Consider the following 24,947-nt stretch of genomic DNA (forward strand, 5'->3'; position numbering starts at 1 on the left):
GGGGTGCATCACGCGCTTCGCGCCCCTGTTTCACCGCAGGTGTGACGGACGCCCTCCAGGAAGAGACGTCTCAGATAGGGATTGAGGAAACGTCCCTCCGGGTCCAGTTGCTCGCGCACGCGCTGGAAGTCATCCCAGCGGGGATACAGATGTTTCAGGGTCTCCGCCGTCTGGGTGTGCAGCTTGCCCCAGTGCGGCCGGCCACCGTGGTTGCGGAAGATGGCCTCCGCGCCGGAGAAGTAGGGCTCCAGCGGCATGCCCCGGTATTGATGCACCGCGATGAACGCGCGGTCCCCGCCGTGCGCCGGGCTGAGGAACACGTCGTCGCCGCGCACGAAGCGGTACTCCACCGGGAAGTGCACGGGCAGTTGCTCTCGCGTGATGTATTCAGACAGCTCGCGCAGGCAGTCGGGCCCTCGCTCCACCGGCACGGCGTATTCCATCTCCTGGAAGCGCACGAGCCGCGGCGTGGCGAACAGCGTGTGGCTCTGCCCCGCCAGCACGCCCTCCGACGCCAGCTTCGCCGACAGCCGGCTCACTGGCGCGCACAACGCCGGCCGCATGCGGCACGCGCGGCTCACCGCGCCGAAGACCGCGTTCTCCATCACCATCTCGCTGAACCAGCGCCCCACGCCCACCCCGTGCGGGGTCTCGTCCGTGAGGTCCATCGCCTTCGTCATCACGCGGTCGGAGTGCGGGAACCAGAAGAACTCGTAGTGCCGGTGGCGCGCCCGCGCCTCGTCCAGGCCCGCCAGGCACTCCTCCAGCGCCAGGTTCCGCCGCGTCAGCCGCAGCCGGTACGCGGGCAGCAGGCGCAGCCGCACCCGCGTCACCACGCCCAGCGCGCCCAGGGACACGCGCGCGGCCTGGAGCAGCTCCGGCGACGCTTCCTCCGAGCACGTCACCTCGTCCCCGCTCGCCGTGACGAGCGTCATCGCCGCCGCCTGCGTGGAGAGGATGCCCAGCCCCACGCCCGTGCCGTGCGTGCCCGTGCCCAGCGCGCCGCCCAGCGACTGCTTGTTGATGTCGCCCAGGTTCTCCATCGCCAGCCCGTGCGACGCGAGCAGCGCGCCCAGCTCGCGCAGGTTCGTGCCCGCCCACACCACGGCCTCGCGCGTGCGCTCGTCCACGGACTCCAGGCCCCGCAGCGCTTCGAGTGACACCATCGTCTCGTCCGTCGCGCACAGCGGCGGGAACGAGTGGCCGCTGCCCACCACGCGCACGGTGCGCGATTGAGCGCTGGCGTCGCGGAGCGCGGCCTTCAGCGCGTCCACGGAGTCCGGCTGGAGGAAGCCGGAGGGATGGGCCACCACCCCGCCGGACCAGTTGCGCCACGTCTTCGTCTTCGCCGTGTCGGTCGTCATGCCGTCACCCCCATTCGCCCCGGTAGGTCGGGACCTCTTCCACGACGCGCCCCTCGGAGATGAGCAGCAGCGTGCGGAAGTGCTCGCACACCTCGCCTGCCTTCGCGTGCCGGAAGAACACCGGCGCGCCCAGGGGCAGCGGCACCGGGCCCGCGTACGCGATGGGCGTCTGCACCTCGCCCGCGCCTTCCAGCGGGAGGAGCTTCGCGCCCTCGGGAAGGTAGGGCACGGGCAGCTTGTCCACGCCCGCCGAGCCGGAGGCCACGAAGCCTCCCCCCTGGAGCGTGAAGAGGCCCGGGCCGGGACGCCGCGTGACGGGGATGGCGAATGCCACCGCGGGCTGATGCTGGAAGCCGCGATAGCCGTCGAAGAGCGCGGGCGAGTACAAGCCACTGCCCGCGGTGAGCTCGGTGACGCTCGCGTCCTCGCGCGTGGACTCCAGGCTGCCGGTGCCTCCGCCGTTCACGAAGCGCGGCGCGAACCCCGCCTCCTTCAGCGCGGCCACCACCGCCTGCCTGCGCGAGTGCACGCGCCCCACCGAGCCCCGCTTGAGCGCCCGGATGACCACGTTCTTCGGCCCCGCGTGCGGCGCGGCGTCCGGTACGCCCGCGAGCTGCGCCTCGTAGCCCATGACGCCCGCGAGGAAGACCGCGTCCCCTTCCGCCGCGATGCTCTCCGCCACCGCCAGCGCGTCCTCCGGCGAGCGCACCGGCGAGCGGTGCACCCCGAAGCGCAGCCCCGGCAGGTCCACGGACAGGTCCACGTCCAGGCACAGCGGCGCCCGGGTCCCATGCCGGCGGGCCGCGCGGGCGGCGAGCGCCACGTGCTCCGGCGAGTCGACCATCAGCGTCACGGGCGCTGGCGGCCGGCACAGCTCCGCCAGGGCCTCGGCATCCACGACGGGGTAGCCCATGAGCAGGTCGCTAAAGCCGCGCTCCCGCAGGTGCACGGCCTCGTCGGCGCTGAAGCACATGAGGCCCTGGAAGCCGGGATGCCCGTCGAGCACGCGCCGCAGCAACGCGACGCACCGCACCGACTTCGTGGCGACGCGCACCGGCAATCCGCCCGCGCGCCGCACCAGGGCCGCCGCGTTCTCGTTCAGCAGGTCCAGGTCCGCGAAGGCCAACGGCAGCCTCCGTCCCTCCAGCGCCTGGGCGTAGTAGGCGTAATCACGCGGCATGTCAGGGCCTCCGGGCGCGGGCACGACGGGAGCGGACATCATCGCCGCGCCCCGTCAGGTCCGGGGCCTGCTGGCACCGGGCGCGTGGGGTGGTGGACAGGCGGGGACAGGAGTCGGAAAAGGGGCAGCGCGCCGGACATCCCTGGGGGAACGCCCGGCGCGCGCACACGCGGATACTTCGACTCCTAGGTCGGCCCACCCCCCCGGAAGGGCACGGAACGCCATGGTGCCGCCAGCCGAAAGTCATTTCTATTGAGGAAATCACGCGAGTCTTAAACGACTCGGGGGGCAGGGAATCACTTCCCACCTGGACAGGCGGAAGAAGCACTGATTCCACTCCCGACCTCACAAGTCTTCCAATTGTCTCCAACGGCTATAGTAAGAAAATCGTGATTGATTTGATTTCCGAGGACCAACGCCTCTTGCAGGAGCTGGAGGGCCTGCTGGAGGGGTTGGAGCCAGGCTCTGACGCCCTGCCGGCGGTCCTCGCCGCGCTCCGAGGCGCCCTGCGCGCGGAGCGGACGGCGGCCTACGGCGTGGACGTGGGCCCGGACCGCTATCACACGGCGTTCGTGCACGGCGTGGGCTTCCCTCAGCCGCCCTCCGTCATCTCCGAGGCCTTTGACGCCTCGCTGCCGCCGGCGGGCAGCCGCTTCGGCTATTTCGATCCCGCGCGTCCACCGCTGGCCCAGCGCAACCGGGCGATGCGCTTCTCGCCGCTGGGCATGTCGGAGCCGCTGCGGGCCCTGCCCATCACCGGCGAGGGCGAGGGCCCGCTGTGGGAGCGGCTGGGATTGAGCGAGGAGGAGTGGGAGCACGCGCGGACGCAACTGGCCGGGCATGCCTCCCATCTCTACCGGCAACTGGGATTGGAGCATCTGGCGCAGCTGCGGGTGCTGGTGTGCGAAGGCGACATGATGCTCGGGTGGGTGGGCGCCTTCCGGACGGAGCCCTTCACGGAGCGGGAGCAGCGGCTGTTGCAGGCGCTGACGCCCTCCATCCAGCGGCGGATGGCCATGGACCGGCGGCTGCGCGAGGCGGGCCTCCTGGGGCCGGCGTTGGGCGCGGCGCTGGAGGTGCTGGGGCGGCCCGCGTGGGTCGTCACGTTCAGCGGCCGGGTGATGCACGCGAACAAGGCGGGGCAGGCGCGGTGGGAGCTGGACTCCGAGGCGCTGGCGAGGCAGGTGCGCGAGTGCCTGCGGAGCCCGCCGGGCACGGGGCCGCTGTTCTCCTCCGGGCCGCTGCGCACGCAGGGACTGCCGGACCACTACCTGGTGCTGGACCCCGGACCTCCGATGGAGCCGACGTCACGGCTGCCGGTGCTGACCCAGCGCTGGGGGCTCACCGCGCGCGAGGCGCAGGTGCTGGAGCACGTGGTGCAGGGTGAGACGAACAAGGCCATCGCCCTGCACCTGGGCTGCGCCGAGCGCACGGTGGAGGTGCACGTCACGCACCTCTTGAACAAGGCGCAGGTGGAGAGCCGCTCCGCGCTCATCTCTCGCTTCTTCCAGTCCTGAGCGCCGCCTGGGGCGTGACTAGGATGGAGGGATGGAAGACGCGCTCTTGAGGAAGGCGCTGGCCCGCGCCGACGCGGCGGTGGCGAAGGGGCCGCACGCGGTACCGGCGGATGGGCGGCAGCGCACGCTGCACGTGGCGATGGGGGACCCGCAGGCGGACTTCGAACGGGTGCTGTCCATCCTCTCGCTGCACGGGCTGCTGGACGAAGCGGGAGGGCTGCGGCCGCACGTGTGCCTGGTCTCCGTGGGCGACCACTTCGACTGGGGCCCCGCGGCGGATCGGGAGCGCGTGGCCCAAAGCGCGCTCCGGCTGGTGGCGTGGCTCGCGTCCCATCCGGCGGATCAGGCGGTGGTGCTCCTGGGCAACCACGACCTGGGACGCGTGGGAGAGCTGGCGGACTTCACGGATGCGACGTTCCGCGCGGCGCAGGTGGAGGCGGACCGGGTCTACGCGGGGGATGACACCGACGCGGCGGCGGAGCGGGCCTTCCTCCAGCGCTGGCCCGGATTGCCAACGGTGGAGCTGGCGGCGCGGGACTTCAGCACCTGGACCGAGGAGCAGCGCGCGTGGGTGGAGCATCTGCTGCGAGCACGGCGCTTTCGCGTGGCGCATGCGGCCGGGGATTCGCTGCTGGTGCTGCACGCGGGCGTCACGCGCGAGGACTTGGGGGTCGTAGGACTCGAGTCTGAGCGGTGGGCGGAGGCGCGCGCGGTGGCGGAGGCGCTCAACGGCGTGATGGACCGGGCGGTGGCGGCGTGGAAGGGCGGGCCGCTCGTGCTGCCGGGGTTGCACCATCCGGGCAACGCGAAGGATGGCGAGGGCGTGGGCATCTTCTACCAGCGGCCCAGCCTCGCCGCGGAGGATGGGGAGCGTGTGAGGGGAACGCCTCGGCGCAGGTTCGATCCACGCAGGTTGCCGCTCGGATTGACCCAGGTGGTGGGCCACACGCGGGACAAGCGGGTGCGGGAGCTGGTGTCACCCGGTCCTGTGCGCGACGGAGTGCTGCGCCACCTGGTGACGGACGGGGCGCGCGTGGACTACGCGCACGGCCCGCCGCCCGTGACGGACCCAGGCGAAGCGGTGATGGTGTTCACCGACGGCGCCATGCGCGAGGGCCGCGCGGAGGACTTCGAGCTGTTTGATTTGGATGCCCGCCGCGCGGTGCCGCTGGCACCGTGATGGGCCCGTCCGTGGGGATGCTGTTCAACGTGAACGCACCTGCGGGTGAGCGCTGTCCGATGCGGCCACCCTTCGCGCATGCCTCGTGCGGCGCATGCGCGAAGGCTTATGCATCTACTACGGCGCCGCGCCAGGCACGGCGGCGGGCGACTTGAGGCCGGCGAGCTTCTTCTCCAGCGACTCCACCTGACGCGGGGACACCTGCGCGGCGGGCAGCGTCTTCGCGAAGGCGAGCGCCTCTTCCAGCGTCTTCACCGCGCCCGCGGTGTCCTTGCGCGCGACCAGGATGTCCGCGCGGCCGGAGAGCACGGACAGCCGCCGCGCTCCCTGCACCCGCGCCAGCGCCCGGTCATTCGCGGCGAGCGCGTCGTCCAGCCGGCCCGACAGGCGGTACAGCGTCGCGAGCCGCGCGGGCGGGTTGTAGTCCTGCGGCAGGTCCTTCTCGCTCTGCTCCAGCGCGGGGATGGCCCGCTGCGGCTGCTCCAGCGTCATCGCCGCGAGCATGCGGTGCGAGTCGAACACGCTGCGCGCCTCCGGGTTCGGCGCCTTCGCGGCCTCGCCCTCCAGGAACGTCAGCCACTCCTGGGCCACCTGCTTCGCGCCCGCGGTGTCCTTGTCCTGCTTGCGCGCCTCCACCAGCACCTCGTACAGGCCGGAGCGGTCATCCGCCTCCATGTCGATGGCCGGCGGCGCCAACACATCGCGCGCCTTCGCCTCCAGCGCGTGCCGCAGGTCCGCAGCCTCGGGCGTGCCTTCCGGGATGGCCAGCGCGCAGGTGAGCCCGTTGAGGACGCCGTTGGCCAGGTTGAGCGAGCGCTGCACCTTCGGCAGCTCCGCCACCGCCTTTTGCGCGCAGGGCACGTACTGCTTCGCTCCGTACTGCGCCATCAGCAGCGACTCCAGCGCGCGGCCCCGGCGGGACCAGTCCGCGGGGGCCTCCGCGAGCGCGAGCGACAGGGCCTCGGCGGCCTCCGCGGGCTTGCGCTCTCCGTAGAGGGCATCACCGCGAGCGAGCAGCGCCTCCGCTCCGGTGGCGCCGCCCTGGTAGGCGCGCTCGCCGTCCTCGAAGAGGCGCTCCAACTGCGGCACCGTCGCGCTGCCGGCGAAGCGCAGCAGGGCCTTCTCCTCGCGCGGGTCGATGATGAAGAAGGTGGGCCAGAACTCCACCGGGTACTTCTCCTGGAACGTCGCGTTCTGGGTCAGGTCGGTGTTGAGCTCCAGCCACACGAAGCGGTCCGCGTGCTTCGCCAGCGCCTTGTCCGTGAAGACGTACGCGCGCATGGAGCGGCAGGTGTGACACCACGGCGCCCAGGTGTCGACGAACAGGGGCACGCCCTTCGCCTTCGCGTCCGCGAGCGCGCGGGCGTAGTCATCCGGGATGAAGGGCAGCGGGCCTTCGGCGTGGGCCTCGGCGGACGCGGACGCGGGCGCGTTGGCGTTCGTGGCCGTGCAGGCGATGGACCCCGACAGGAACAGGCAGGCGAGGAGGGAGCGCATGCGGCGCACCCTATCGCGCCTCTCCAGGGGTGTCCTCGGTGGACAGAGTGCGCACACTTCGCTGGGCACCACGCGGCGTGCGTGCTGTCCTGCACCTGGCCCCTATGCCCATGAAGGACCCTCGCGCCCTGCGCACCGCCCTCGCGTCCGCCCTGGACGCCCTGCCCGCCTCCGAGCGCTTCCCCGACAGCGGTGACGCCGACGTGGCCCGCCGCCTGGCTGAACGCCTGCGCCGCGACCTGCTGCCGCGCCTCGGCGCCGGGGACGCGCCGCTGCTCCTCGTGGCCATCGCCGGCCCCAACAACGTCGGGAAATCCACGCTCTTCAACTCGCTGGCGAAGGCGTCCCTGTCCCCCGCGCGTCCCGAGGGCGGGCTCACCAAGCAGTGCCTGGCCGCGTCGAATCCGGAGACGTGGACGGGCGCGCTGAAGGACGTGCTCACCCAGCGCTACGACATCATCCCGGTGGCCGACGGCACCGTGGCGCCCGTGGACGAGCCCGGGCCTGCGGGCCGGCTGTACCTGGTGCTGTCGGAGGCCGTCCCGCGCGGGCTGCTGGTGATGGACACGCCGGACTTCGACAGCGTGTACCGCGACAACCGCGAGCGGGCCGAGGCGCTGCTCGTCACGGTGGACGTGCTGGTGTTCGTGGTGAGCCGGCAGACGTACCAGAACGCGGCGCTGGTGGACTTCCTGCGCGCGGCGGTGGGCCACGGCAAGCCGTACCTGCTCGTCTACAACGAGGCCACGCGCGAGGACGTGGCGCGCGGCCACCTGGACAAGCTGGCCCAGGACGTGGGCCACCCGCCCATCGCGCGCTACCTGGCGCCGCACCAGCCGGACGTGGAGGCGGGACTGAAGCCGCTGGCCACGGAGGCGCTGGATGGAAGGCCGCCGCTCGCCGCGCTGCTGGGACAGGCGGAGCATGCGCGCGAATTGAAGGCGCGGGCGTTGGAGGCGTCGCTGTCGGATGCGCGCTCGGAGCTGGACACGGTGGCGCGGGCGGCGACCCGCGCGGCCCGTGAGCCGGAGCGGCTGAGGCAGCGGCTGCGGCACGACCTGCAAGGCATTGGCGCGCAGGCGGCGCTGAAGGCCGTGCCCGCGGACGTGCTGGTGGATGCGTTCCGCGACGAACTGGATGCGCGCAGCACCTTCCACCGGTTCGTGCGCCTGCCGTTTCGCGGGCTGGCCACGGCGCTCACGTTCGTGAGCCGCAAGGTGCGCGAGTCCTTCACCGGCCCCCAGCCGCATGAGGCGCTGCCCTCGCAGGCCGTGGATGACTCGCTGAAGGATGGGCTGCGCCGGCTGGTGGATGCCTTCGCGCCGGAGGTGGCCGCGTGGCGCGGGGACGCGGAGACGCGCGAGAAGCTGGCGCAGGCGTTCGGGCCCGCGATGCTCGGCCGGCTGGATGCGCCGCTGGACCTGGGCGCGCTGCACGCGCACGCGGCGGACCGGGCCACGCTGTATGACTTCTGCCGCCAGTTGGTGGGCAGCGAGCTGCAGGGCGGCATGCGCGAGGAGCTGCTCCAGGCGCTCACCACGCTGGTGTACTCGGTGCCGTCCGGCGCGGCGGCGGTGGTGACGGTGGCCACCGGCGGCCTGGGCCATGACGCGGTGGTGTGGGCAGGGACGCTCCTGTCCACTCCGCTGCTGGAGCGCTTCGTGGACCTCTTGGGCGCCCAGGTGCGCGCGACGGTGACTCGCAAGTGGGCGGACGCGCACGGGGCCACGCTGGCGCAGGCCCTGGAGACGCGCTTCTTCGCGGAGCTGTTGTCCCACCTGGACGCCCAGGCGGAGGGCTGGCTGCGCACCGCTTCTACATTGGAGACGGCACGGCGGGCGGCGGAGTAGGCGGCTGGTTCCTGACAGGGTCCGGCCTCCCGGATGGAGGCAAGACTTCGTGCCTCATCGTCATCGATGCGTCATGCTGGGTCCGCCATGACCGGTCCGGGCCCGGAGGCGGGTTCTCCTCTCATCCTTTCGTTCCGACATCTGCTGACCGAGTCCGTCAGTGCGTTCCTCGACGAGGCGGACATGACGTGTCCGCAGACGGCGGATGCGCTCAGCGAGCTGCTGGTGACGCTGTCGCGCTACCGCGAGGAGGGCGCCCTGCTGTTTCCCACCGCGTTCCTGGGTGACGACCTGGGCACGATGATGGAGATGCTGGGCGGGCACGACCCGATTCCCCTGGGCTCGGGGCCGCGCAACCGCGCCACCATCCAACGGGCGCTCAAGCAGTGCGCGCCGCTGGGACAGGGGCGCTGGTGGGCGCTGTACCTGCTGCGCGATTCCGCGGGCCTCACCTACGGCATCTTCCGCACGGATCCGTTCCCCCTGGCGGAGACGCCGCTGGAGCGCCTGCGGCACGCGCCGGACCGGGGCGCCCGCGTGGTGGGCGTGTTGCAGTTGGCGGACAACATCATCGAGCTGCGCGGTGGCGGTGGGCTGTGCCGGCACGTGTACCTGTCCGGCGCGCGCGTCGACCTGGAGCCGCCCTCCGTGGTGCTGGACACGCTGGCGAGCGCGGTGACCGAGCAGGTCCTGCCCTCCAGCCGCGAGTACGCGCGGGGCTTCTTCCAGCGGGTGCTGTTCGAGGTGATGCAGTCCTCGCACGGCACGCTGGTGGCGGTGCTGCCCCGCGAGCGCGCGGGCTCCGCGCTGTTCGTGGACGGCATCCTGCTGCCGCGCCCCATGGACGTGGTGGCGCTGCTGGACCGGCATCACGCGACCCAGGACGGCAGCGCGGCGTCAGCGGTGCGGGCGGCCTCGCAGCTCTTGCGCGGCATGATGGCCACCGACGGCATCACCGTGCTGCGCGCGGACGGGTGCATCCTTGGCTACAACGTCTTCGTGCGTCACCCGGAAACCCTGGCGCGGCAGCCGGGCTTCTTCGGCGGGGTCCGGCGGCGCACGTTCGAGGTGCTGTGCGCGGCCCTGGGCAACGAGCTGGCCGCGGCGTTCATCCGCTCGCAGGACGGGGATGTCGCGTGCCGTCGCGCGTGACGGTTTCCTGTTTTGCATGCTGTCCGGATTGATTGCGAAACCGAGGGACGGAGGACCCTGGAGGTCGCATTCAGGCACCGGAACTCGGGACGTGGGCGGAAGGTTGAGAACCTCAACTTAATCTGTAAGGCTGCGCGCGCTTTGCGCACTGCTCCCCTCCCCCTCCGCGCGTACGCCGCGCTGTCCCTGCTCGCCGTGTGCCTCGCGAGCGCGCCTGCCGTGGCGCAGAAGCTGCCGGCTGTCGTGGTGACGGGGGCACCCGCTGCACCGTCGCCCACCGACACCGGTACAGGGCTCTGCATGGCGTCCAACGTGTGGACGCGCACCGCGGCGGAGTATCCGCAAAGTCAGTCGCTCTATACGGATGTCCTGAATGCATACATGGAGGAGAACCGCGCGACGCGGATGACTTCCGTGCTGCGCTCCGCGTTCGACCTGTCGAACAACCTGAATGACGGTCGCATCCTGAGCTACGGCGACTTCGTCAACGTGGTCTCGGGCTGCGCCCAGGGCGGCTGCCCCTTCCACTACAACGATTCGACCACCCGGTTCGTCTCCCGTTTTCGCGGCTACCTGAACGTCACCCCGGCCATGGTCGGGCGGGTCCTGCACTTCGGCTTCTATGCCGACGACGCCATCAGCTTCGTGCTGTTCGACAAGACCAGCACGCGCTACGACGTGGTCATCCGGCCACCGGAGCTCGGTGCACCCACGCGCCGCACCACCAATTCAGTTACCTTCAACCAGTCCGGGCTCTACGCCATTGAGTTGCTCTACGTGCAGATCGTGGAGCACGCGGCGCTGGAGTTCACGGTCCTCGACGGAACGTTCACGGACTATGACCGTCCGGCGAATCAAGTTCCGGTCGTTCCGCTCAACACCGCAGGCTTCTCCCTGGTCCAGCCCGCGCAGTTGTTCCAGACCGAAACCGGTCGCCCGTCATTCCCGGACAACCTGGACCAGTGCGTCCAGTGCAACCGGCAGTTCGCGAACCAGCCCGGCAATGGCAGTTGCGGTCCGTCCTACTACTGCAACTCCGCTGCGCTCTGCGCTCCCTGTGACACGAACCTCCTTTGTGGAGACACGTGCTCACCTTGCGGTCCTACCGCGCCCATCTGCGCGCAGGTCAATGGCCAGTTCACCTGCGTCGCGTGCACCCAGAACAGTGACTGCGCCACGGGCCGCTGCGACACCACCAACAACGTGTGCACCGGCTGCGTCCGCGATTCCGACTGTGGCTCCGGCCAGGTCTGCGACGAGCCGAACTTCACCTGCGTCCAGTGCACCTCCGACGCGGAGTGCCCCGGCAGCCAGGTCTGCGACCTCACCGCGAACACCTGCGTCGAGTGCAACGAAGACACCCAATGTGACCGTGGCGAGTCGTGCTCCAACCACGTCTGCACGCCCTGCAGCACCAACGACTCCTGCGCCGGCAACTCCTGCAACTGCTGCCCCAATGGCACCCAGTGCGCAGCGCCCACTCCCGGCGCCCCGCCCTCCTGCGTCGAGTGCACCACCGACAGCCAGTGCTCCAACGGCCAGCGCTGCGACACCCTGAACGGCGCCTGCGTCGACAGCATCCCGGAGTGCAACACCTCCGACCGCTGCGGCCCCGGCTGCTCCAAGTGCCCCGGTGAGCGCCCCTTCTGTCTCGACGGCGAGGTCTGCGTCCAGTGCCGCAACGACCTGGAGTGCGGCGACGGCCAGACCTGCGTCAGCGGTGAGTGCAGCTCCTGCACCACCGACAGTCGCTGCGGCCCCCGCTGCGACTCGTGCGGCGGAGACACGCCGTTCTGCCTCTCCGACGGCACCGTGCAGAACAGCGTGTGCGTGGGCTGCGTCAACGACTCCGACTGCGGCAGCGGCACCTGCGACCCCACCACCCGCACCTGCTCCAACACCGGCGCCTGCGCCGTGACGTGCGAGGCAGGCACCGTGTGCGACGGCTCCGCGTGCGTCGAGTGCTTCGCGGATGCCCACTGCCCCTGCGGCGGCACCTGCGACCTCACGTCCAACACCTGTCTTGAAACCTGCGCCGACAGCGGCGACTGCCTGGGCGTCGAGTTCTGCTCCGCCGAAACCCAGCAGTGCGAACGCGGCCGCCGCAAACCCGGCACCGAACCCCAGGGCGGCGCCTTCTGCTGCGGCACCACCGCCGAGGACACCCCCACCGGCAGCACCGCGATGCTGGTCACCCTCGCCCTGGGCTTCCTCTTCCTGCGCTCCGCCCGCCGCGTCCGATGAAGCCCTCCCGCTCGCCGCTGCTCCCGCTGCTGCTGGCCCTCGCGCTGTCCACCGCCGCCCACGCCGCGCCGGATCCGCGCTTCAACATCCAGGTCTTCCGCCCGTCCGGCGCGCCGCAGGACCTGGTGATGGTCACCCAGTCCCGGCCCCTGTCCCACCTGTCCGTCTCCGCCGGGCCCTACTTCAGCTACTCCATCAACCCGCTCTCGCTCGTCCCCAAGGACGGAGACCTGGGCTCCATCAGCCTCGTGGGCAACCGGCTCCAGTTGGATGTCATGGCCACCGTCGGCCTCTTCGACTGGTTCGAGGTCGGCGTGGACATGCCGCTCGTGCTCCTGCAGGGCGGCCAGAACCTGGAGGTCATCGGCACCGAAGGGCCCGTGGAGAGCTTCGCCCTGGGCGACCTGCGCCTCATGGGCAAGGTGGCCATCCCCGGCTTCCGCCGCTCCGCGGAGGGGCACGGCTGGGGCGCGTCCCTCACGCTCAACGTCAGCTTCCCCACCGGCGTGCAGGAGGCCTTCGCGGGCGACGGCGAGCTCACCTGGGCGCCGGGCCTGGTGCTCGACTACCGCTTCGAGTCCGGCATCCTCCTCGCCTTCAACGGCGGCTTCTGGAAGCGGCCGGACGTCATCTTCAGCGGCGTGCAGTTGGGGGACATGGCGCCGTTCGGCCTGGGCACGGAGGTGCCCCTGTTGCGCGGCAGCGGCATCACCGCGCTCGGCATGGTGAACGGCGCGTTCGGCCTCAAGAAGGCGCCGGGCCAGGAGCGGCAGATTCCCGCGGAGCTGCTCATCGGCCTGCGCTGGTACAGCTCGCTGGGCGTCACCTTCACCTTCGGCGGCGGCCTGGGCTGCGGCTGCTCGCTGGCGTCACCGAACCTGAGCTTCTTCACGTCCATCCTCTGGGTGCCCGCCAAGACGCGTGAGTGGGAGGCCATCGAGCGCTTCAAGGAGCCGCCCGAGCCGCCGCCGCCGCCCGTGGATCCCGACTTCGACGGCGTCATCGGCGAGCGCGACCGCTGCCCCAACCTCGCGGGCCCGGTGGAGAACAGCGGCTGCCCGGACACCGACGCGGACTCCGACGGCGTAGTGGACCGCATCGACAAGTGCCCGGACGTCCCGCAGGGCAAGCGTGGCCGCGACGGCTGCCCGCTCGCGCGCACGTCGGGGAACAAGATCGTCATCCTGGAGCAGGTGAACTTCGCCACCGACCAGGACGTCATCCTCTCCGAGTCCTACCCGGTGCTGGAGGAGGTCGCGCGGGTGATGGAGGAGAACCCGAAGATGGACCGCATCCTCATCGAGGGTCACACCGACTCGCGCGCCAGCGACCAGTACAACCTGGACCTGTCCAAGCGCCGCGCCGCCAGCGTGAAGCGCTTCCTCATCGAGAGCGGCGTCGCCGCGGAGCGCGTGTGCTCGCAGGGCTTCGGGCGCAGCATGCCCGTGGCCGACAACGCCACGGAGGAGGGCATGGCCCTCAACCGCCGCGTGGAGTTCACCATCCAGCCGCCGAGCGACGGGCCGCGCCCGCCCTGCCCGGATGACGTGGAGGCCGCGTCCAAGAAGAAGCCCGGCAAGCGCCCGGCGCCGAAGTCCCCGGCGCCGCCCAAGAAGAAGCCGTAGCGGCGCGAGCTACTCGACGATGAAGTCGGCCGCCGTGCGGCGGCGGCCGGCCACCACCGACACCACCGCGCGGCCCTTGCCCACGGCCGTCACGCGGCCCTCGGACGACACCGTCACCACGGCGGTGTTGGAGCTGAACCACTCCAGCGGCACCTTCTCCAGCGCCACGCCGTTGCGGTTGTACGCGCGCGCCTGGACCATCACCGACTGGCCCTTCTTCTTGAAGGTGTACGAGGTGAGGTTCAGCCCCAGGCGCGCGAAGTCCGGCGGCACCACCTGCACGGCGATGGCGCGGTGCAGGTGCCCCAGCGTCGCGCTGACGGTGGCCACGCCGGCCGACGCGGCGATGAGCTCGCCGTTCTCGACGCGCGCCACGGCCTCGTTGCTGGAGCGGAAGTCGGGCGTCGCGTCGGGGATGACGTGGCCCGCTTCATTGCGCGCCACCACGCGCAGCTTGATGGTGCGCCCCACCTCCACGAAGTCCGCGCCCGGCGCGCGCACGTCCAGCGACGCGAGGATGGTCAGGTCCAACGGCAGCGCGGCCTTCGCGCGTCCGCCCTGCACGCCGATGATGGTCTTCCCGGACTTGCGCGCCACTACCGTGCCGTCCTCCAGCACGGAGGCCACCTCCGGCGCGGAGCTGGTCCAGCGCAGGCGCGTGTCCATCATCTTGCGCCCGTCCGCGTCCAACACCGTGTAGCTGAGCGGCAGGTTCTGCCCCTGGGTGCGCAGGTAGCGCTGCTCGGGCGGCTCCAGGGTGATGGTCGTGGGCGTCGGTCCACATGCGCCCAGGACACCCAGCGCGAGGAAACCCAACAGGGAAAAGGAGACGGGACGTGAGGTCTTCACGAAGGCAGGCACGGGGCAGGTGGGGAATGGCCGAGTCTACCGGCGGATCACGAGGAGGGCGTGAAAACCGCGCGCCTCCGCGCCGAAGTCCGCGCGCCTGCACGCCTGCTGACGACTACTGCCCACTTCCCCGGCGCGGGGTCCGGGCCTCCATCGCCCCCAGCACCTGCGCGGCCAGGGCCTCCCCCTCCCGCCAGCCCGCCACCCGGGCGCGCTCCCTCGCCTGCTCCAGCCGCTCACGCGCCTCCGGCGCACGGCCTCCCGCCACCAGCAGTCGCCCGGCGTTGTAGTGGATGCGCGCCACCTCCTGCGCATCCCCACCCTGCTCGGCCAGGGCCAGCGCGCGCTCCAGGTCCGACAGCGCCTGGGCCGGCTCGCCCGCGAGCACCCGCAGGCCCGCGAGCTGCGACAGCGCCCGCGCCTGGCCCACCGCGCTGCCCACCGACCGCGCCTGCTCCGCCGCGCGCGTGAAGGCCACCCGCGCCCGGTCCTGCTGCCCCAGCCGCTGCTGCAGCCGGCCCAGCAGCAGGTAGTGCTCCCAGAAGAAGTCCGCCGTGTGCGGGGTCCGGTTCCCCATGCGCTGGAAGGCCCGCGCCAGCAGCTCCACCGCGGCCGTCGTCTCGCCCTTGGCCTCACGCACCCGCGCGAGCTCGCAGAGCACCAGGGCCTCGACCTCCGGGTCCGCGCCCGCCGGCCCCTGCGCCATGCTGAGGCGCACCTCCGCGTCGTCCACGCGCCCCAGCTTCAGCTCCGCGACGGCCAGGCGCCGCGCGACCTCCGCCCACCGGCCGGGCGACTGCATCACCGGCACGCGGTCCAGCCACGGCGTCACCAGCCCGTCCACGGCGGCGGGGTCCGCCTGCGTGAGGCATCCCGCCGCGCGCGCGAGCACGTCCAACTGCCAGCGCACCACCGCCGCCGTCGCGCCGGGCGCACGGCCCAGGGCCCAGCGGAAGAACTCCACCGCGGAGCGCCACTCGCCTCGCGCCGCGAACCAGTCTCCCGCCCGCTCGCACGCGGCCGGCGCGGCGGCGGCATCCGCGCCCAGCAGGTGGTCCGCCACGCGCACCTCGCGGGCCGGCTCCTGCGCGAACGCCATCATGTCCAGCGCCTCCGCCAGCTCCTGGTGCGCGCTCCGCAGCTGCTGCGGCGACAGGCGCTCGCGCAGCACCTGCCGCGCCTCCTCGCTCCTGAAGCGGAAGATGCCGGGCTGCCCGGGCACGGGCACCACCCACTCCGCGTCCTCCAACACGCTGGCGCCGTCCGAGGCCGTCAGCGACGCGCGCACCAGCTCCGCGGAGAAGAGCGAGCCCTCCACCGCGGCCCGCTGGAGGAAGCGCAGCGACGCGGCGGGCAAGAGCTCCAGCCGCGCGCCCAGGGCCTGCCCCAGGCCTTGCGGCAGCGCCGCGGGGGACAGCGGGCCATTGGATTGGAAGCCGCCCTCCGTGCGCTGCAACACGCCCACCGACACCAGCAGCCGCACCAGCGCCAGCGCATGCGCGGGATTGCCGCGCACCCGGTCCGCCACCGCTCGCTCCAGCGACGGCGACAGGGCCATGCCCAGGCTCGCGGTGAGCAGCGCGTTCAGCTCCGACGGTGACAGCCCCTCCAGCACCGTCACCGGCAGGGACGCCAGGGCCGTGGGCACCGCGTCCACGTCACCCGTGGCCACCAGTGACACGCCCAGCTCCTTCGCCGCGAGCAGCCCCGCGAGCATCTCCAGCGAAGGGCCGTCCACGCGGTGCACGTCGTCCACCAGCAGCAACAGGCCGGACGGCTTCGCCACGCGCTGGATGGCGTCCACCACCGCGCCGTCACCCGCCGGCAGGAGTCCACCGCCTTGCGGCGCACCCCGCGCGAGCCTCCGCCACAGTGCCGCGGCCTCCGGTTCGGAGAAGCCCAGTCCCGACAGCGGCGGCAGCGACGCGTCTCCATTCGTGGCGGCCCGCGACAGCGCGGCGAACACCGTGCGCCACAGGCCCAGCGCTCCCGCGGAGCGAGGGTCTCCACCCCACGCGTACACCACGCGCGGCGAGGCGCCCGTGGCCAGCTCCGCCACCGCCTCCAGGAAGCGGCTGCGGCCCACGCCCGAGGGCCCCACGAAGAGCCGCGCGCCGCCTTCGCCCTTGTACGCCGCCTCCACCACCAGCGCCGCCTGGGTCAGGGCCTCGTCGCGCCCCACCAGCGCGTCCACGCGGGTCGCGGGCGCGCCGGACTCCACCCGCCACGCCGTGCCGCCGGGCAGCTCGCGCGACATGCCGATGCGCACCCCGCCCGCCTCCACCAGCAGCGACTTCACGGAGGCGCCCACCAGCAGCTCGCCGGGCACCGCCGCGTCCGCCAGCGCCCGGGCCTGCTCCAGCCCCAGGCCGGACAGCCGCGACGCTCCGGCCTCCGCGCTCACGCGCACCACGCCGGACTCCAGGCCCCGCCGCGGGTTCAAGCCGGCGCCGCCCAACTCCTCCGCGCACTGGAGCGCCCGCGTCGCGTCCTCCGCGTGCGCCTGCGGCAGGCCGAAGGGCAGACACCAGTGCGTGTCCGACAGCGCCAGCGCCTCCACGTGGTGGCGCGCCGAGGCCTGCGCCACCGCCTCGCGCAGCCGGGCCGCGTGGGCCGGCTCGCCCGCGACCACCAGCAGCGTGAGCCGGCGCATCTGCGCCTGCGCGTCCATCGCGCGGATCTTCACCGTGGGGCCCGGGGCCTCGTCTCCCAGGGCCGGGGGCCCGTCGTCGTCCTCGTGCGCGGCGGGCGACCCGGCCAGCGCGGAGGCCAGCGGCGCGGGGACCTCCATCGTCGGGTCGGTGGGCGGCTCGTGCACGGCGCCGTCGCCGCGACGCGCGGGCGCCTTGGCCGTCGGAGCGTCGGGGAGGTCCTCGTCGCCCAGGTGCACGGGCGACTCGCGCAGCGCGGGCATCGCCAGGTCCGGCGCGGCGTCTCCGGAGGCAGGCGTCCGCGCCAGGTTCGGCGCGGCGTCTCCGGAGGCAGGCGTCCGCGGCAGCCCTGGCGCGTCGTTTCCGGACACGGGCGTGAGCAGCTTTGGCGCGGCGTCCCCGGACGGGGGCGTGAGCGAGTTGCCGCACGCGGGGCAGAAGCGGCTGGTCGCGGGGGTGGACTGGCCACAGCGCGGGCACGACACGTTGGAGGGCTCACGGACCTGGGGCAGCCCGGGCTCGCCAGCGCCCGCGTCTCGCAGGCGCGCCAAGACCGTATCGCCCACCAGCCGCGTCACCACCGCGGGGACGCTCTCCTCCGGCGGCTCCGGCGTTTCGTCCAGATAGGCCTGGAGCGCGCGGGCCACGTCCGCGCAGCGGGCGAAGCGCTGACCGGGCGCACGGTGGAGCATGCGCAGGATGATCTGCTCCAGCAGCGGCGACAGCCCCTCCACGAACTGCGAGGGCCGGGGCACCGCCGCCAGCGCGATGCGCCGCATGGCCTCCGCGGGGTTGTCCGTGTCGATGAACGGCCGGCGCGTGCACAGCTCCCACAGCACGACGCCCAGGGCGAACTGGTCGCTGGTGCCGGAGACGGGCTCGTTGCGCACCTGCTCCGGCGACATGTAGCGCAGCTTGCCCTTGAGCACGCCCGTGCGCGTGCGGCTGGCGCGGATGGTCGCCTTGGCCACGCCGAAGTCCACCACCTTCGTCAGGCCATCCAGGCGCACCATGATGTTCTGCGGGCTGATGTCCCGGTGCACCAGCTCCAGCGACTGGCCCTGGCTGTCGCGCGCGTGGTGCGCGTGGTCCAGTCCCAGCGCCGCGTCGCGGATCATCTGCGCGCAGACGCGGTGGGGCAGCGGCGTGCCGGCCCGCTGCGCCGCCTTCGCCAGGCGGCCCAGGTTCTCGCCCTCGATGTACTCCATGGCGATGTAGAACGTGCCCTGCCACGCGCCGACCTCGTACAGCGAGACGACGTTCGGATGGTTCAGGTGCGCCGCGACGCGGGCCTCGTCGAGGAACATCTCCACCGAGCCGTCGTGCTCCAGCAGGTCCGGCAGCAGGCTCTTGAGGATGACGGGGCGCTCGAAGCCGCTTACGCCCACCTGACGTGCCAGGAAGATTTCCCCCATGCCCCCCACGGCCACGCGGCGCAGCACCGCATACCTGCCGAAGATGAGGGAAGACGGGGAAGCACCGGACACCATCGCCCTTGAACCGTACCCAGCGATCGCCATCCCCCGCCAGTCCCCGGCCCTTCGCTTTCGCACGGGGAGCCATTAGCCATTCCGCCCCCGTGTGGGGTCCTGGCGTACCGCGCACGAGTCACCTCGACCCAGCCATGTTTCAGACGGACCAGGTCAGCCGTCCGGCCTGCTCGGACGACCCGGGCGCGAGGGTCAACGGCGACACATACAGCCCGCGCCGCTCCCGCTTCCACCAGGCCCCGGTGCGCTGGCGCTCCGACCGGGACGTCATCCGGTAGTCGTGGAGCACCGCCCGTACGAGCCGGGGCGGACGGTCTGGAAAGGGATTGGACGCGAACAGCCCCAGCACCTCCGGCGAGCCCTCCAGCAGCCGCTCCAGCAGGGCCAGGAACCACGACGGCGGCGACCCCAGCGCGGCGAACCACATCTGCCAGTCCAGCCGGGGCTGATGCGGAGCGACCCATCGCGGTGGCCGGTCCACACCCGACGTCTTGTATCGGAACGGGTACTCCACCCAGTGCACGCCGTCGTTCGAGCCCTCCACGGTGATTTCCGGCCGGTCCACCGTCATCACCGCGAACAGGCCGTAGGAGTTCACCGAGTGCAGCGGAAACACCCGGTCCTCCAGCCAGTCCACCGCCCGCACCAGACGCTCCGGACCGCGAGGCCACCACCCCATCCGCCGCAACTGCTCCACGGTGCCCATCGTGAGCAATGGCACCGCCGCGGCCACGGCCAGCGCCGTGCCCGGCACCGACGGCCGCCGCGAGGGCCCGGCGTCGCGCCACAGCGCCTCCGGCAGCACGCGCCGCAGGGCCGCGTCGTCCAGCAGCCACAGCCCCAGGGCCAGCGACTGGACGTTGAAGAAGCCGTAGTTGCCCGTGGCCATGATGGCCGCCTGCAACGCGGAGAAGATGCCGAAGGCGGCCTGCCGCACGCGCCGGGGACCGAACGCGAGGAACGGCACCGCCGTCTCCGCCGCCAGCACCGCCGCCGTGCCCGCGTGGCGCACCTGGCGCGGGAGCTGGTGCGCGGCCCAACCTCCGCGCGTGGGCAGGGGCGCGGTCTCGAAGTACACGTCGCACGCGCTCAACTCGCGCCACGTCCGGTCGCCCGAGTGGAACTTGCTGATGCCCGAGCCGAAGTAGAGCCGGAACACGAGCACGCGGAAGAGGAACACCTCCAGCGCGGACACGTCCCGCTTCCCCAGTCCGGGCCTCACGCCAACCGGCGCGGTGAGCGCGCCCAACAGCCCCATCTCCAACAGCAGCACGTCCCACTGGAACGACAGGAACTCGCGTCCCAGTGACACATAGGACAGATACAGCGCCCACAGCGCGGCGGCGCTCGGGAGCGGGGCCACATTGAAGAGCAGCGCCAGCGACAGCGCCTGTCCCACGCGGCAGCCGCGCACCAGCGCCGCGTCCGACGCGTCCTTCCAGAACACGGAGGGACGGCGCCAGCGGCCCTGCGCGGCCCAGCGCTCGGACTGCGCCACGTCGCGGATGGGACGGATGCCCTTCTCTCCGTAGAGCCCCAGCACCTGCTTCCCCAGCGACGTGAAGGCGACGAGGAACGTACCGCCCAAGAGGCGCATGAAGGCCCAGCGCACCCGCCGGTGCTCCGCGGGCTCCGTCACGCGGCTGAACAACCACGTGTCCCATCGCGATGCGCGCCGCCGGTTGTGCGCGATGACCGAATACACCGCGCCCGCCACCTGCCGGACGCCGGGCGCCAATCCCAGCCGCGCGGCCAGCCGCGTGCTCCAGCGGGGCGACCAGGCGAGCATGCGGAAGACGGCCTCCGCGCCGGACGAGCGGCGCCCCGACGGCTCCACCAGCTGCATCGCCCGCGACATGTCCTTCTTCGGAATGCCCAGGAGCTTGAGCAGCCATCCGCTCCCGCGCGCGAAGCGCACCCGGCCGCCGGTGTCCTGGCTCCAGCGCGCCACCCAGCGCTTGCAGAAGCCGCAGTCCCCATCGAACAGCACCAGCGGTCGCATCTCGCGCATCGGGTCGCTCCTTCGTCCGACGACAAAGGTGCGCGCGGCGGGCGGGATGCGAAGGGGCCGGGAGGGCTCGCTGGAGGGGCAGGCGGGCAGCGGAGCGGGGGCCCCTGTCACCTGGGGACAGGTGCCTAGCTTTGTCCGCATGAGCGAGCCCAAGGCCCAGGCGAAGAAGACGGATGAGATCGTCCCCGGCGTGCACCACTGGACCGTCTCCGACGACCGGCTCGGCGGCACCCGCAGCGACGCCTACGCGGTGGTGGATGACGACGGCACCGTCACCCTCATCGACCCATTGCCCATCGACGAGAAGGCCCTGCGCAAGCTGGGCGACATCGACGCCATCGTGCTCACCGCGGGCAACCACCAGCGCTCCGCGTGGCGCCTGCGCAAGGCGTTCGGCGTGCCCGTCTGGGCGCCCGAGGGCGCGCAGGGCCTGGAGGAGAAACCGGACTTCGAATACGTGAACGGCACCACGCTGCCGGGCGGCCTCAACACCTTCCAGACGCCAGGGCCCACGGAGGCCATGTACACGCTGTGGCTCCAGAAGAGCCCGCACGCCGTGGTGTTCATCTCCGACCTGCTGTCACACGAGGGCCGGCGCACGCCTACCTTCGTCCCCGGCGAGTACCAGGACGAACCGCTGCGCACGCGCACCAGCATCCAGCGCATCCTGGACCACCTGCCCATCCAGACCGTCTGCTTCGCGCACGGTGCGCCCATCCTCAAGGACGGCGCCAGCGCCCTGCGCAAGGCCCTGCAAGAGGACGACGAGTTCCCGCACGCCCCCGCGCCCTGAGCCCTTCAGCCCGGAGGCACTTCGCGCACCAGTACGTGGCCCGCGTCCTGGCCCGGAGGCACCAATTCCAGTCGTGCCCCGGCCTCCGCCCGGTCCAGCAGCGCGCCCAGCGGCAGCAGGTCGGTGACCGGGATGCGCACGGCGGGCAGGGCCGCGTCCTCCCGGCGCATCGCCCGGGCCACGCGCGACTCGTCACTCAAGTCCGTCTCGTAGACGAAGGTGCGCTCGTCGTAGTCGTGCCCACCGGGGACGCGCCCCACCAGCCGCATGGGCCCCAGCCTCGAGTGCACGCGCACGGCGGGGTTGTCCCACTGGGTGACGCCGCGCAGCCGCTTCGCGCGCACCATGCCCAGCGTGAGCAGCTTCACCCACGCGGACGCGCCCCGCCCCGGCAGGAAGCTGAACAGCGATACGCCCACGAACAGCCCCGGCGTCAGCGACGGCGCCACGTAGCAGGCCGCGCCAATGGCCGACTCCTCGTCCGCCAGCAGCAGCCGCTCGCGCGCGGGCGCCTTGAGCAGCCGCGCGGGACAGCGCAGCAGTCCAATGGCGCCGGGCAGCAGGTACAGGTCCGACAGCACCCAACGCGGCACGCCGATGCCGCCGAACGCCAACTGGTTGAGCGTGAGGTACTGCCGCGCGAGCTCCGCGTTGTGCTCCGCCAGCAGGTGCGTCACCGGGATGCCGTACGGCGCCAGGTCCAGCGACGGGACGTGCACGCCGGAGCCCAGCGCCTGCAATGACAGCTCCGGGGTCGCGGCGAAGAACGCCCGGGCCAGCGACGCGAGCTCACCCGCCATCGGCTTCGATGTCCTTCGCCACGACGTCCAGCCGGTACTCCGGAGGAAGCGAGACGCTTGAAGCGTCCACCGACGCGCGCGACACGAGACAGCGCGACGAACCGCCGCCCTTCTCCGTCAGCTCCGGCATCGGCATGGACACCACGCGCATGCCCAGCCGCTCGAAGGTCTCCACGATGTGCGCGGGCATCACCGTGGGCGCGAGCAGGTCCTTCCCCAGCGGCAGCCCGTTCGTCGCGTAGCGGCGGATGTCCGCTTCCGCCACCCGCACCAGCCGGTTCGCGCCGAAGCGCTGCTCCAGGAGCGCCACCGACTCCGGCGCCATCACGTCCGGGCACACCACCAGCCGGTCCACCGCCGGCAGGGGCAGCACCGCCATGTTCCCGTGGAACGCGGGCTCGCGCACCTGCACGCGCAGCACCTCGCCGGGGAAGTACTTCTGGGCCGCCTCCAGCCCGTCGAGCGTCGTGCGCCCGCCCCAGAACAGCAGCGTCACGCCGTCGAACGTCGCCACGTCGCCGTGCGCCTCCCAGATGCCCACGCCGGGGTCGACGACCTCCAGGCCCAGGCGCTTCGCCAGCGGCGTCCAGTGGTCACGCTCCGCGAAGCGATGCGCGCTCATCATCTTGGGCAGGAGGAACAGCGGGGCCTGGCCCTCGCGCGCCACCACCTGGCCGCACTCGGCCGCGTAGGGCATGCCCGTCAGCGCGTCCGACGGCGAGGGCAGCGCCACCACCGTGCCTCCTCGGGACTCGATGTGCCGGGCGAGCGTCAGCCACTCCCGCCGCGCGCCGCGCGCATCCGCCGGGGCAGCCTCGCGGCTGCGGAAGTTCGAGCGGCCTCGCAGCGCCCAGCCCCGGCCCGGGGGCGACATCAGGAAGAGGTCCATCATCCCTCGCTTCTAGCCACCGGCCCGGAGCCCCACAACGCATCCGTCTCCGGCCTTGAGAAAACAGTCTGGCAAATTGCAACGCCTGCCCGTCCCCTCTCATTTCCCCCCGAAAGGGGGTTGCCCCACCGCCCCGCGCGCATGGCATCCTCGCCATTTTTGAGCACAAACGGGGCTGGGGATTCATGCACTTCGAGTTGGCCTTCGTGCTGCTCTTCTCCATCGCGACAGCGGTGGCGATCGCGGCGCGCTACTTCAAGTTTCCGTACACGGTGGCGTTGGTGTTGGCGGGCCTGGGCCTGGGCATCGTGCAGGCCTTTGAGCCGCCGCACCTGACGAAGGAGCTGCTGTTCGCGGTCATCCTGCCGGGCCTGCTGTTCGAGGCGGCGTTCCACGTGGACTTCCGCAAGTTCATGAAGAACAAGCTGGCCATCACCTCCATGGCCATCCCGGGCCTGGTGGCGTCCATGGCGCTCACGGCGCTGCTCCTGTCTCCCGCGATGCAGGGGATGAACCTGCTGGAGGGCTTCGGCCTCATCCACGCGATGGTGTTCGCGTCGCTCATCGTGTCCACGGACCCCATCGCGGTGGTGGGCCTGTTCAAGGCGCTGGGCGCGCCCAAGCGGCTGGCCATCCTGGTGGAGGGCGAGAGCCTGCTCAACGACGGCACCTCCGTGGTGCTCTTCACGCTGGTGGTGGGCGTGGCCGGGGGCCAGGCGTTCACCGTGGGCGGCGCGGTGATGGACTTCATCAAGGTCGCCGGCATGGGCGCCGTCATCGGCGCGGCGGTGGGCTGGGCGGTGGGCAAGGTCATCCTGCGCGTGGAGGACGCCATGGTGGAGATCACCTGCACGGTCATCGCCGCGTACGGGTCCTTCGTGGTGGCGGAGCACTTCCACTACTCGGGCGTCATCGCGGTGGTGGTGGCCGGCATGGTGTGCGGCAACTGGGCGGCCCAGGAGGGCATGGGCCCCACGGTGCGCATCGCGGTGGAGAGCTTCTGGGAGTACCTGGCGTTCGCGCTCAACTCGGTGGTGTTCCTGCTCATCGGCCTGGAGGTGCAGCTGTCGTCGCTGCTCGACTCGTGGCTGCCCATCCTGCTGGCGTACGGGGCGGTGGTGCTGGGCCGCGCGGTGGTCGTCTATGGCGTGTCCGGCCTCTTGCGCTTCACGTCGGAGAAGCTGCCGTGGAAGTGGAGCGCGGTGCTCACCTGGAGCGGCCTGCGCGGTGCGGTGTCCATGGTGCTGGTGCTCGGCCTCCCGAACGACTTCGCCCACCGCGAGCTGCTGGTGAACATGACGTTCGGCGTGGTGGTGCTGTCCATCATCGTCCAGGGGCTCACCATGGCGCCGATGCTCAAGGCGCTGGGCATCACCGGCATCAAGGACGTGTACCAGGAGCAGTACGAGCTGGCCCGGGGCCGGCTGGGCGCCATCCACGCGGCGCTCGCGTCGCTGGAGGCCATGCGCCGCGCCCGCGAGATTCCGGTGGACACGCTGGAGCCCCTGGAGCGCGAGTATCAGCAGAAGGCGCAGGCGGTGGAGCAGGAGCTCATCACGCTCAAGCAGCAGTCCAACCGCTTCCACGACGAGGAGAAGCAGGAGGCCATCCGCCGCGTCCTCATCGTGGAGAAGGACGCCCTCTTCAGCGCCTACCAGCAGGGCACGCTCAACAAGGAGGTCTTCGAGCACCTCACCGCGGAGCTGGACGAGCGCATCGCCAAGGCGAAGGACGACGAGGCCCACGTCCCGGAGGAGGACGCCCCCGCCCCTCCGCCGCAGGCCCTGGCCTCCTGAGCGGCCGGCCCGACGACCCGACCGGGCCGCTCCTCTCGTATGAAGGGGAGCAGGCCCGG

At 71.9% G+C, this 24,947-nt stretch carries 16 protein-coding genes; 8 read left to right on the forward strand and 8 right to left on the reverse strand.

Annotation, left to right across the window (positions count from 1 at the left end):
• Positions 1 to 8 precede the first annotated feature (8 nt).
• Together ACX114_RS37135 and ACX114_RS37140 are read right to left on the reverse strand one after the other, a co-directional pair.
• The gene (locus ACX114_RS37135; RefSeq protein WP_459292342.1) at positions 9 to 1,364 is read right to left on the reverse strand and encodes a D-arabinono-1,4-lactone oxidase; all 1,356 of its coding nucleotides are present in this window, start codon (positions 1,362 to 1,364) and stop codon (positions 9 to 11) included.
• Positions 1,365 to 1,368: 4 nt separating this feature from the next.
• Positions 1,369 to 2,544, reverse strand: coding sequence for an amino acid deaminase/aldolase (locus ACX114_RS37140; protein ID WP_459292344.1), 1,176 nt, complete (start codon positions 2,542 to 2,544; stop codon positions 1,369 to 1,371).
• 389 nt (positions 2,545 to 2,933) lie between these two features.
• Between ACX114_RS37140 and ACX114_RS37145 the strand changes: the two genes are divergently transcribed.
• Positions 2,934 to 4,061 carry a helix-turn-helix transcriptional regulator gene (locus ACX114_RS37145; RefSeq protein ID WP_459292346.1) on the forward strand — a complete coding sequence of 376 codons (1,128 nt, stop codon included), beginning with the start codon at positions 2,934 to 2,936 and terminating at the stop codon, positions 4,059 to 4,061.
• 31 nt (positions 4,062 to 4,092) lie between these two features.
• A complete protein-coding gene (locus ACX114_RS37150; RefSeq protein WP_459292348.1) occupies positions 4,093 to 5,241 on the forward strand; it encodes a metallophosphoesterase in 1,149 nt (382 codons plus the stop codon).
• A 117-nt stretch (positions 5,242 to 5,358) separates the two neighbouring features.
• Here ACX114_RS37150 and ACX114_RS37155 read toward each other — a convergent pair whose 3' ends face one another.
• Positions 5,359 to 6,738 carry a thioredoxin family protein gene (locus tag ACX114_RS37155; protein WP_459292350.1) on the reverse strand — a complete coding sequence of 460 codons (1,380 nt, stop codon included), beginning with the start codon at positions 6,736 to 6,738 and terminating at the stop codon, positions 5,359 to 5,361.
• 110 nt (positions 6,739 to 6,848) lie between these two features.
• On the opposite strand from ACX114_RS37155, the gene ACX114_RS37160 reads away from it, so the two are divergent.
• From ACX114_RS37160 to traB, 4 genes are all read left to right on the forward strand, one after another.
• Positions 6,849 to 8,588: a GTPase gene (locus tag ACX114_RS37160; protein WP_459292352.1), complete on the forward strand. Its 1,740-nt coding sequence runs from the start codon at positions 6,849 to 6,851 to the stop codon at positions 8,586 to 8,588.
• A 66-nt stretch (positions 8,589 to 8,654) separates the two neighbouring features.
• Complete coding sequence (locus ACX114_RS37165; RefSeq protein ID WP_459292354.1) at positions 8,655 to 9,740, forward strand: hypothetical protein; 1,086 nt, start codon at positions 8,655 to 8,657, stop codon at positions 9,738 to 9,740.
• A 141-nt stretch (positions 9,741 to 9,881) separates the two neighbouring features.
• The gene (gene traA / locus ACX114_RS37170) at positions 9,882 to 11,984 is read left to right on the forward strand and encodes an outer membrane exchange protein TraA (RefSeq protein ID WP_459292356.1); all 2,103 of its coding nucleotides are present in this window, start codon (positions 9,882 to 9,884) and stop codon (positions 11,982 to 11,984) included.
• A complete protein-coding gene (traB, locus tag ACX114_RS37175; protein ID WP_459292358.1) occupies positions 11,981 to 13,609 on the forward strand; it encodes an outer membrane exchange protein TraB in 1,629 nt (542 codons plus the stop codon). Before traA ends, traB begins: the two co-directional genes overlap by 4 nt.
• 9 nt (positions 13,610 to 13,618) lie before the next feature.
• On the opposite strand, the gene ACX114_RS37180 is transcribed toward traB, so the two are convergent.
• The 3 genes from ACX114_RS37180 to ACX114_RS37190 all read right to left on the reverse strand — a co-directional run bounded on the left by ACX114_RS37180 (position 13,619) and on the right by ACX114_RS37190 (position 20,610).
• Positions 13,619 to 14,458, reverse strand: coding sequence for an Ig-like domain-containing protein (locus ACX114_RS37180; protein WP_459292360.1), 840 nt, complete (start codon positions 14,456 to 14,458; stop codon positions 13,619 to 13,621).
• A 115-nt stretch (positions 14,459 to 14,573) separates the two neighbouring features.
• Complete coding sequence (locus tag ACX114_RS37185; protein WP_459292362.1) at positions 14,574 to 18,629, reverse strand: protein kinase domain-containing protein; 4,056 nt, start codon at positions 18,627 to 18,629, stop codon at positions 14,574 to 14,576.
• A 109-nt stretch (positions 18,630 to 18,738) separates the two neighbouring features.
• The gene (locus tag ACX114_RS37190; protein ID WP_459292364.1) at positions 18,739 to 20,610 is read right to left on the reverse strand and encodes a lipase maturation factor family protein; all 1,872 of its coding nucleotides are present in this window, start codon (positions 20,608 to 20,610) and stop codon (positions 18,739 to 18,741) included.
• 139 nt (positions 20,611 to 20,749) lie between these two features.
• Between ACX114_RS37190 and ACX114_RS37195 the strand changes: the two genes are divergently transcribed.
• Complete coding sequence (locus tag ACX114_RS37195) at positions 20,750 to 21,403, forward strand: MBL fold metallo-hydrolase (RefSeq protein WP_459292366.1); 654 nt, start codon at positions 20,750 to 20,752, stop codon at positions 21,401 to 21,403.
• A 5-nt stretch (positions 21,404 to 21,408) separates the two neighbouring features.
• Here ACX114_RS37195 and ACX114_RS37200 read toward each other — a convergent pair whose 3' ends face one another.
• Together ACX114_RS37200 and ACX114_RS37205 are read right to left on the reverse strand one after the other, a co-directional pair.
• Positions 21,409 to 22,203, reverse strand: a complete 795-nt coding sequence (locus tag ACX114_RS37200; protein ID WP_459292368.1) for a hypothetical protein — start codon at positions 22,201 to 22,203, stop codon at positions 21,409 to 21,411.
• Positions 22,193 to 23,095: a dimethylarginine dimethylaminohydrolase family protein gene (locus ACX114_RS37205; RefSeq protein ID WP_459292370.1), complete on the reverse strand. Its 903-nt coding sequence runs from the start codon at positions 23,093 to 23,095 to the stop codon at positions 22,193 to 22,195. Before ACX114_RS37205 ends, ACX114_RS37200 begins: the two co-directional genes overlap by 11 nt.
• 182 nt (positions 23,096 to 23,277) lie before the next feature.
• On the opposite strand from ACX114_RS37205, the gene ACX114_RS37210 reads away from it, so the two are divergent.
• Positions 23,278 to 24,888: a Na+/H+ antiporter gene (locus ACX114_RS37210; RefSeq protein WP_459292372.1), complete on the forward strand. Its 1,611-nt coding sequence runs from the start codon at positions 23,278 to 23,280 to the stop codon at positions 24,886 to 24,888.
• Positions 24,889 to 24,947: the final 59 nt, after the last annotated feature.

This window comes from Corallococcus sp. M7, from assembly GCF_054512695.1.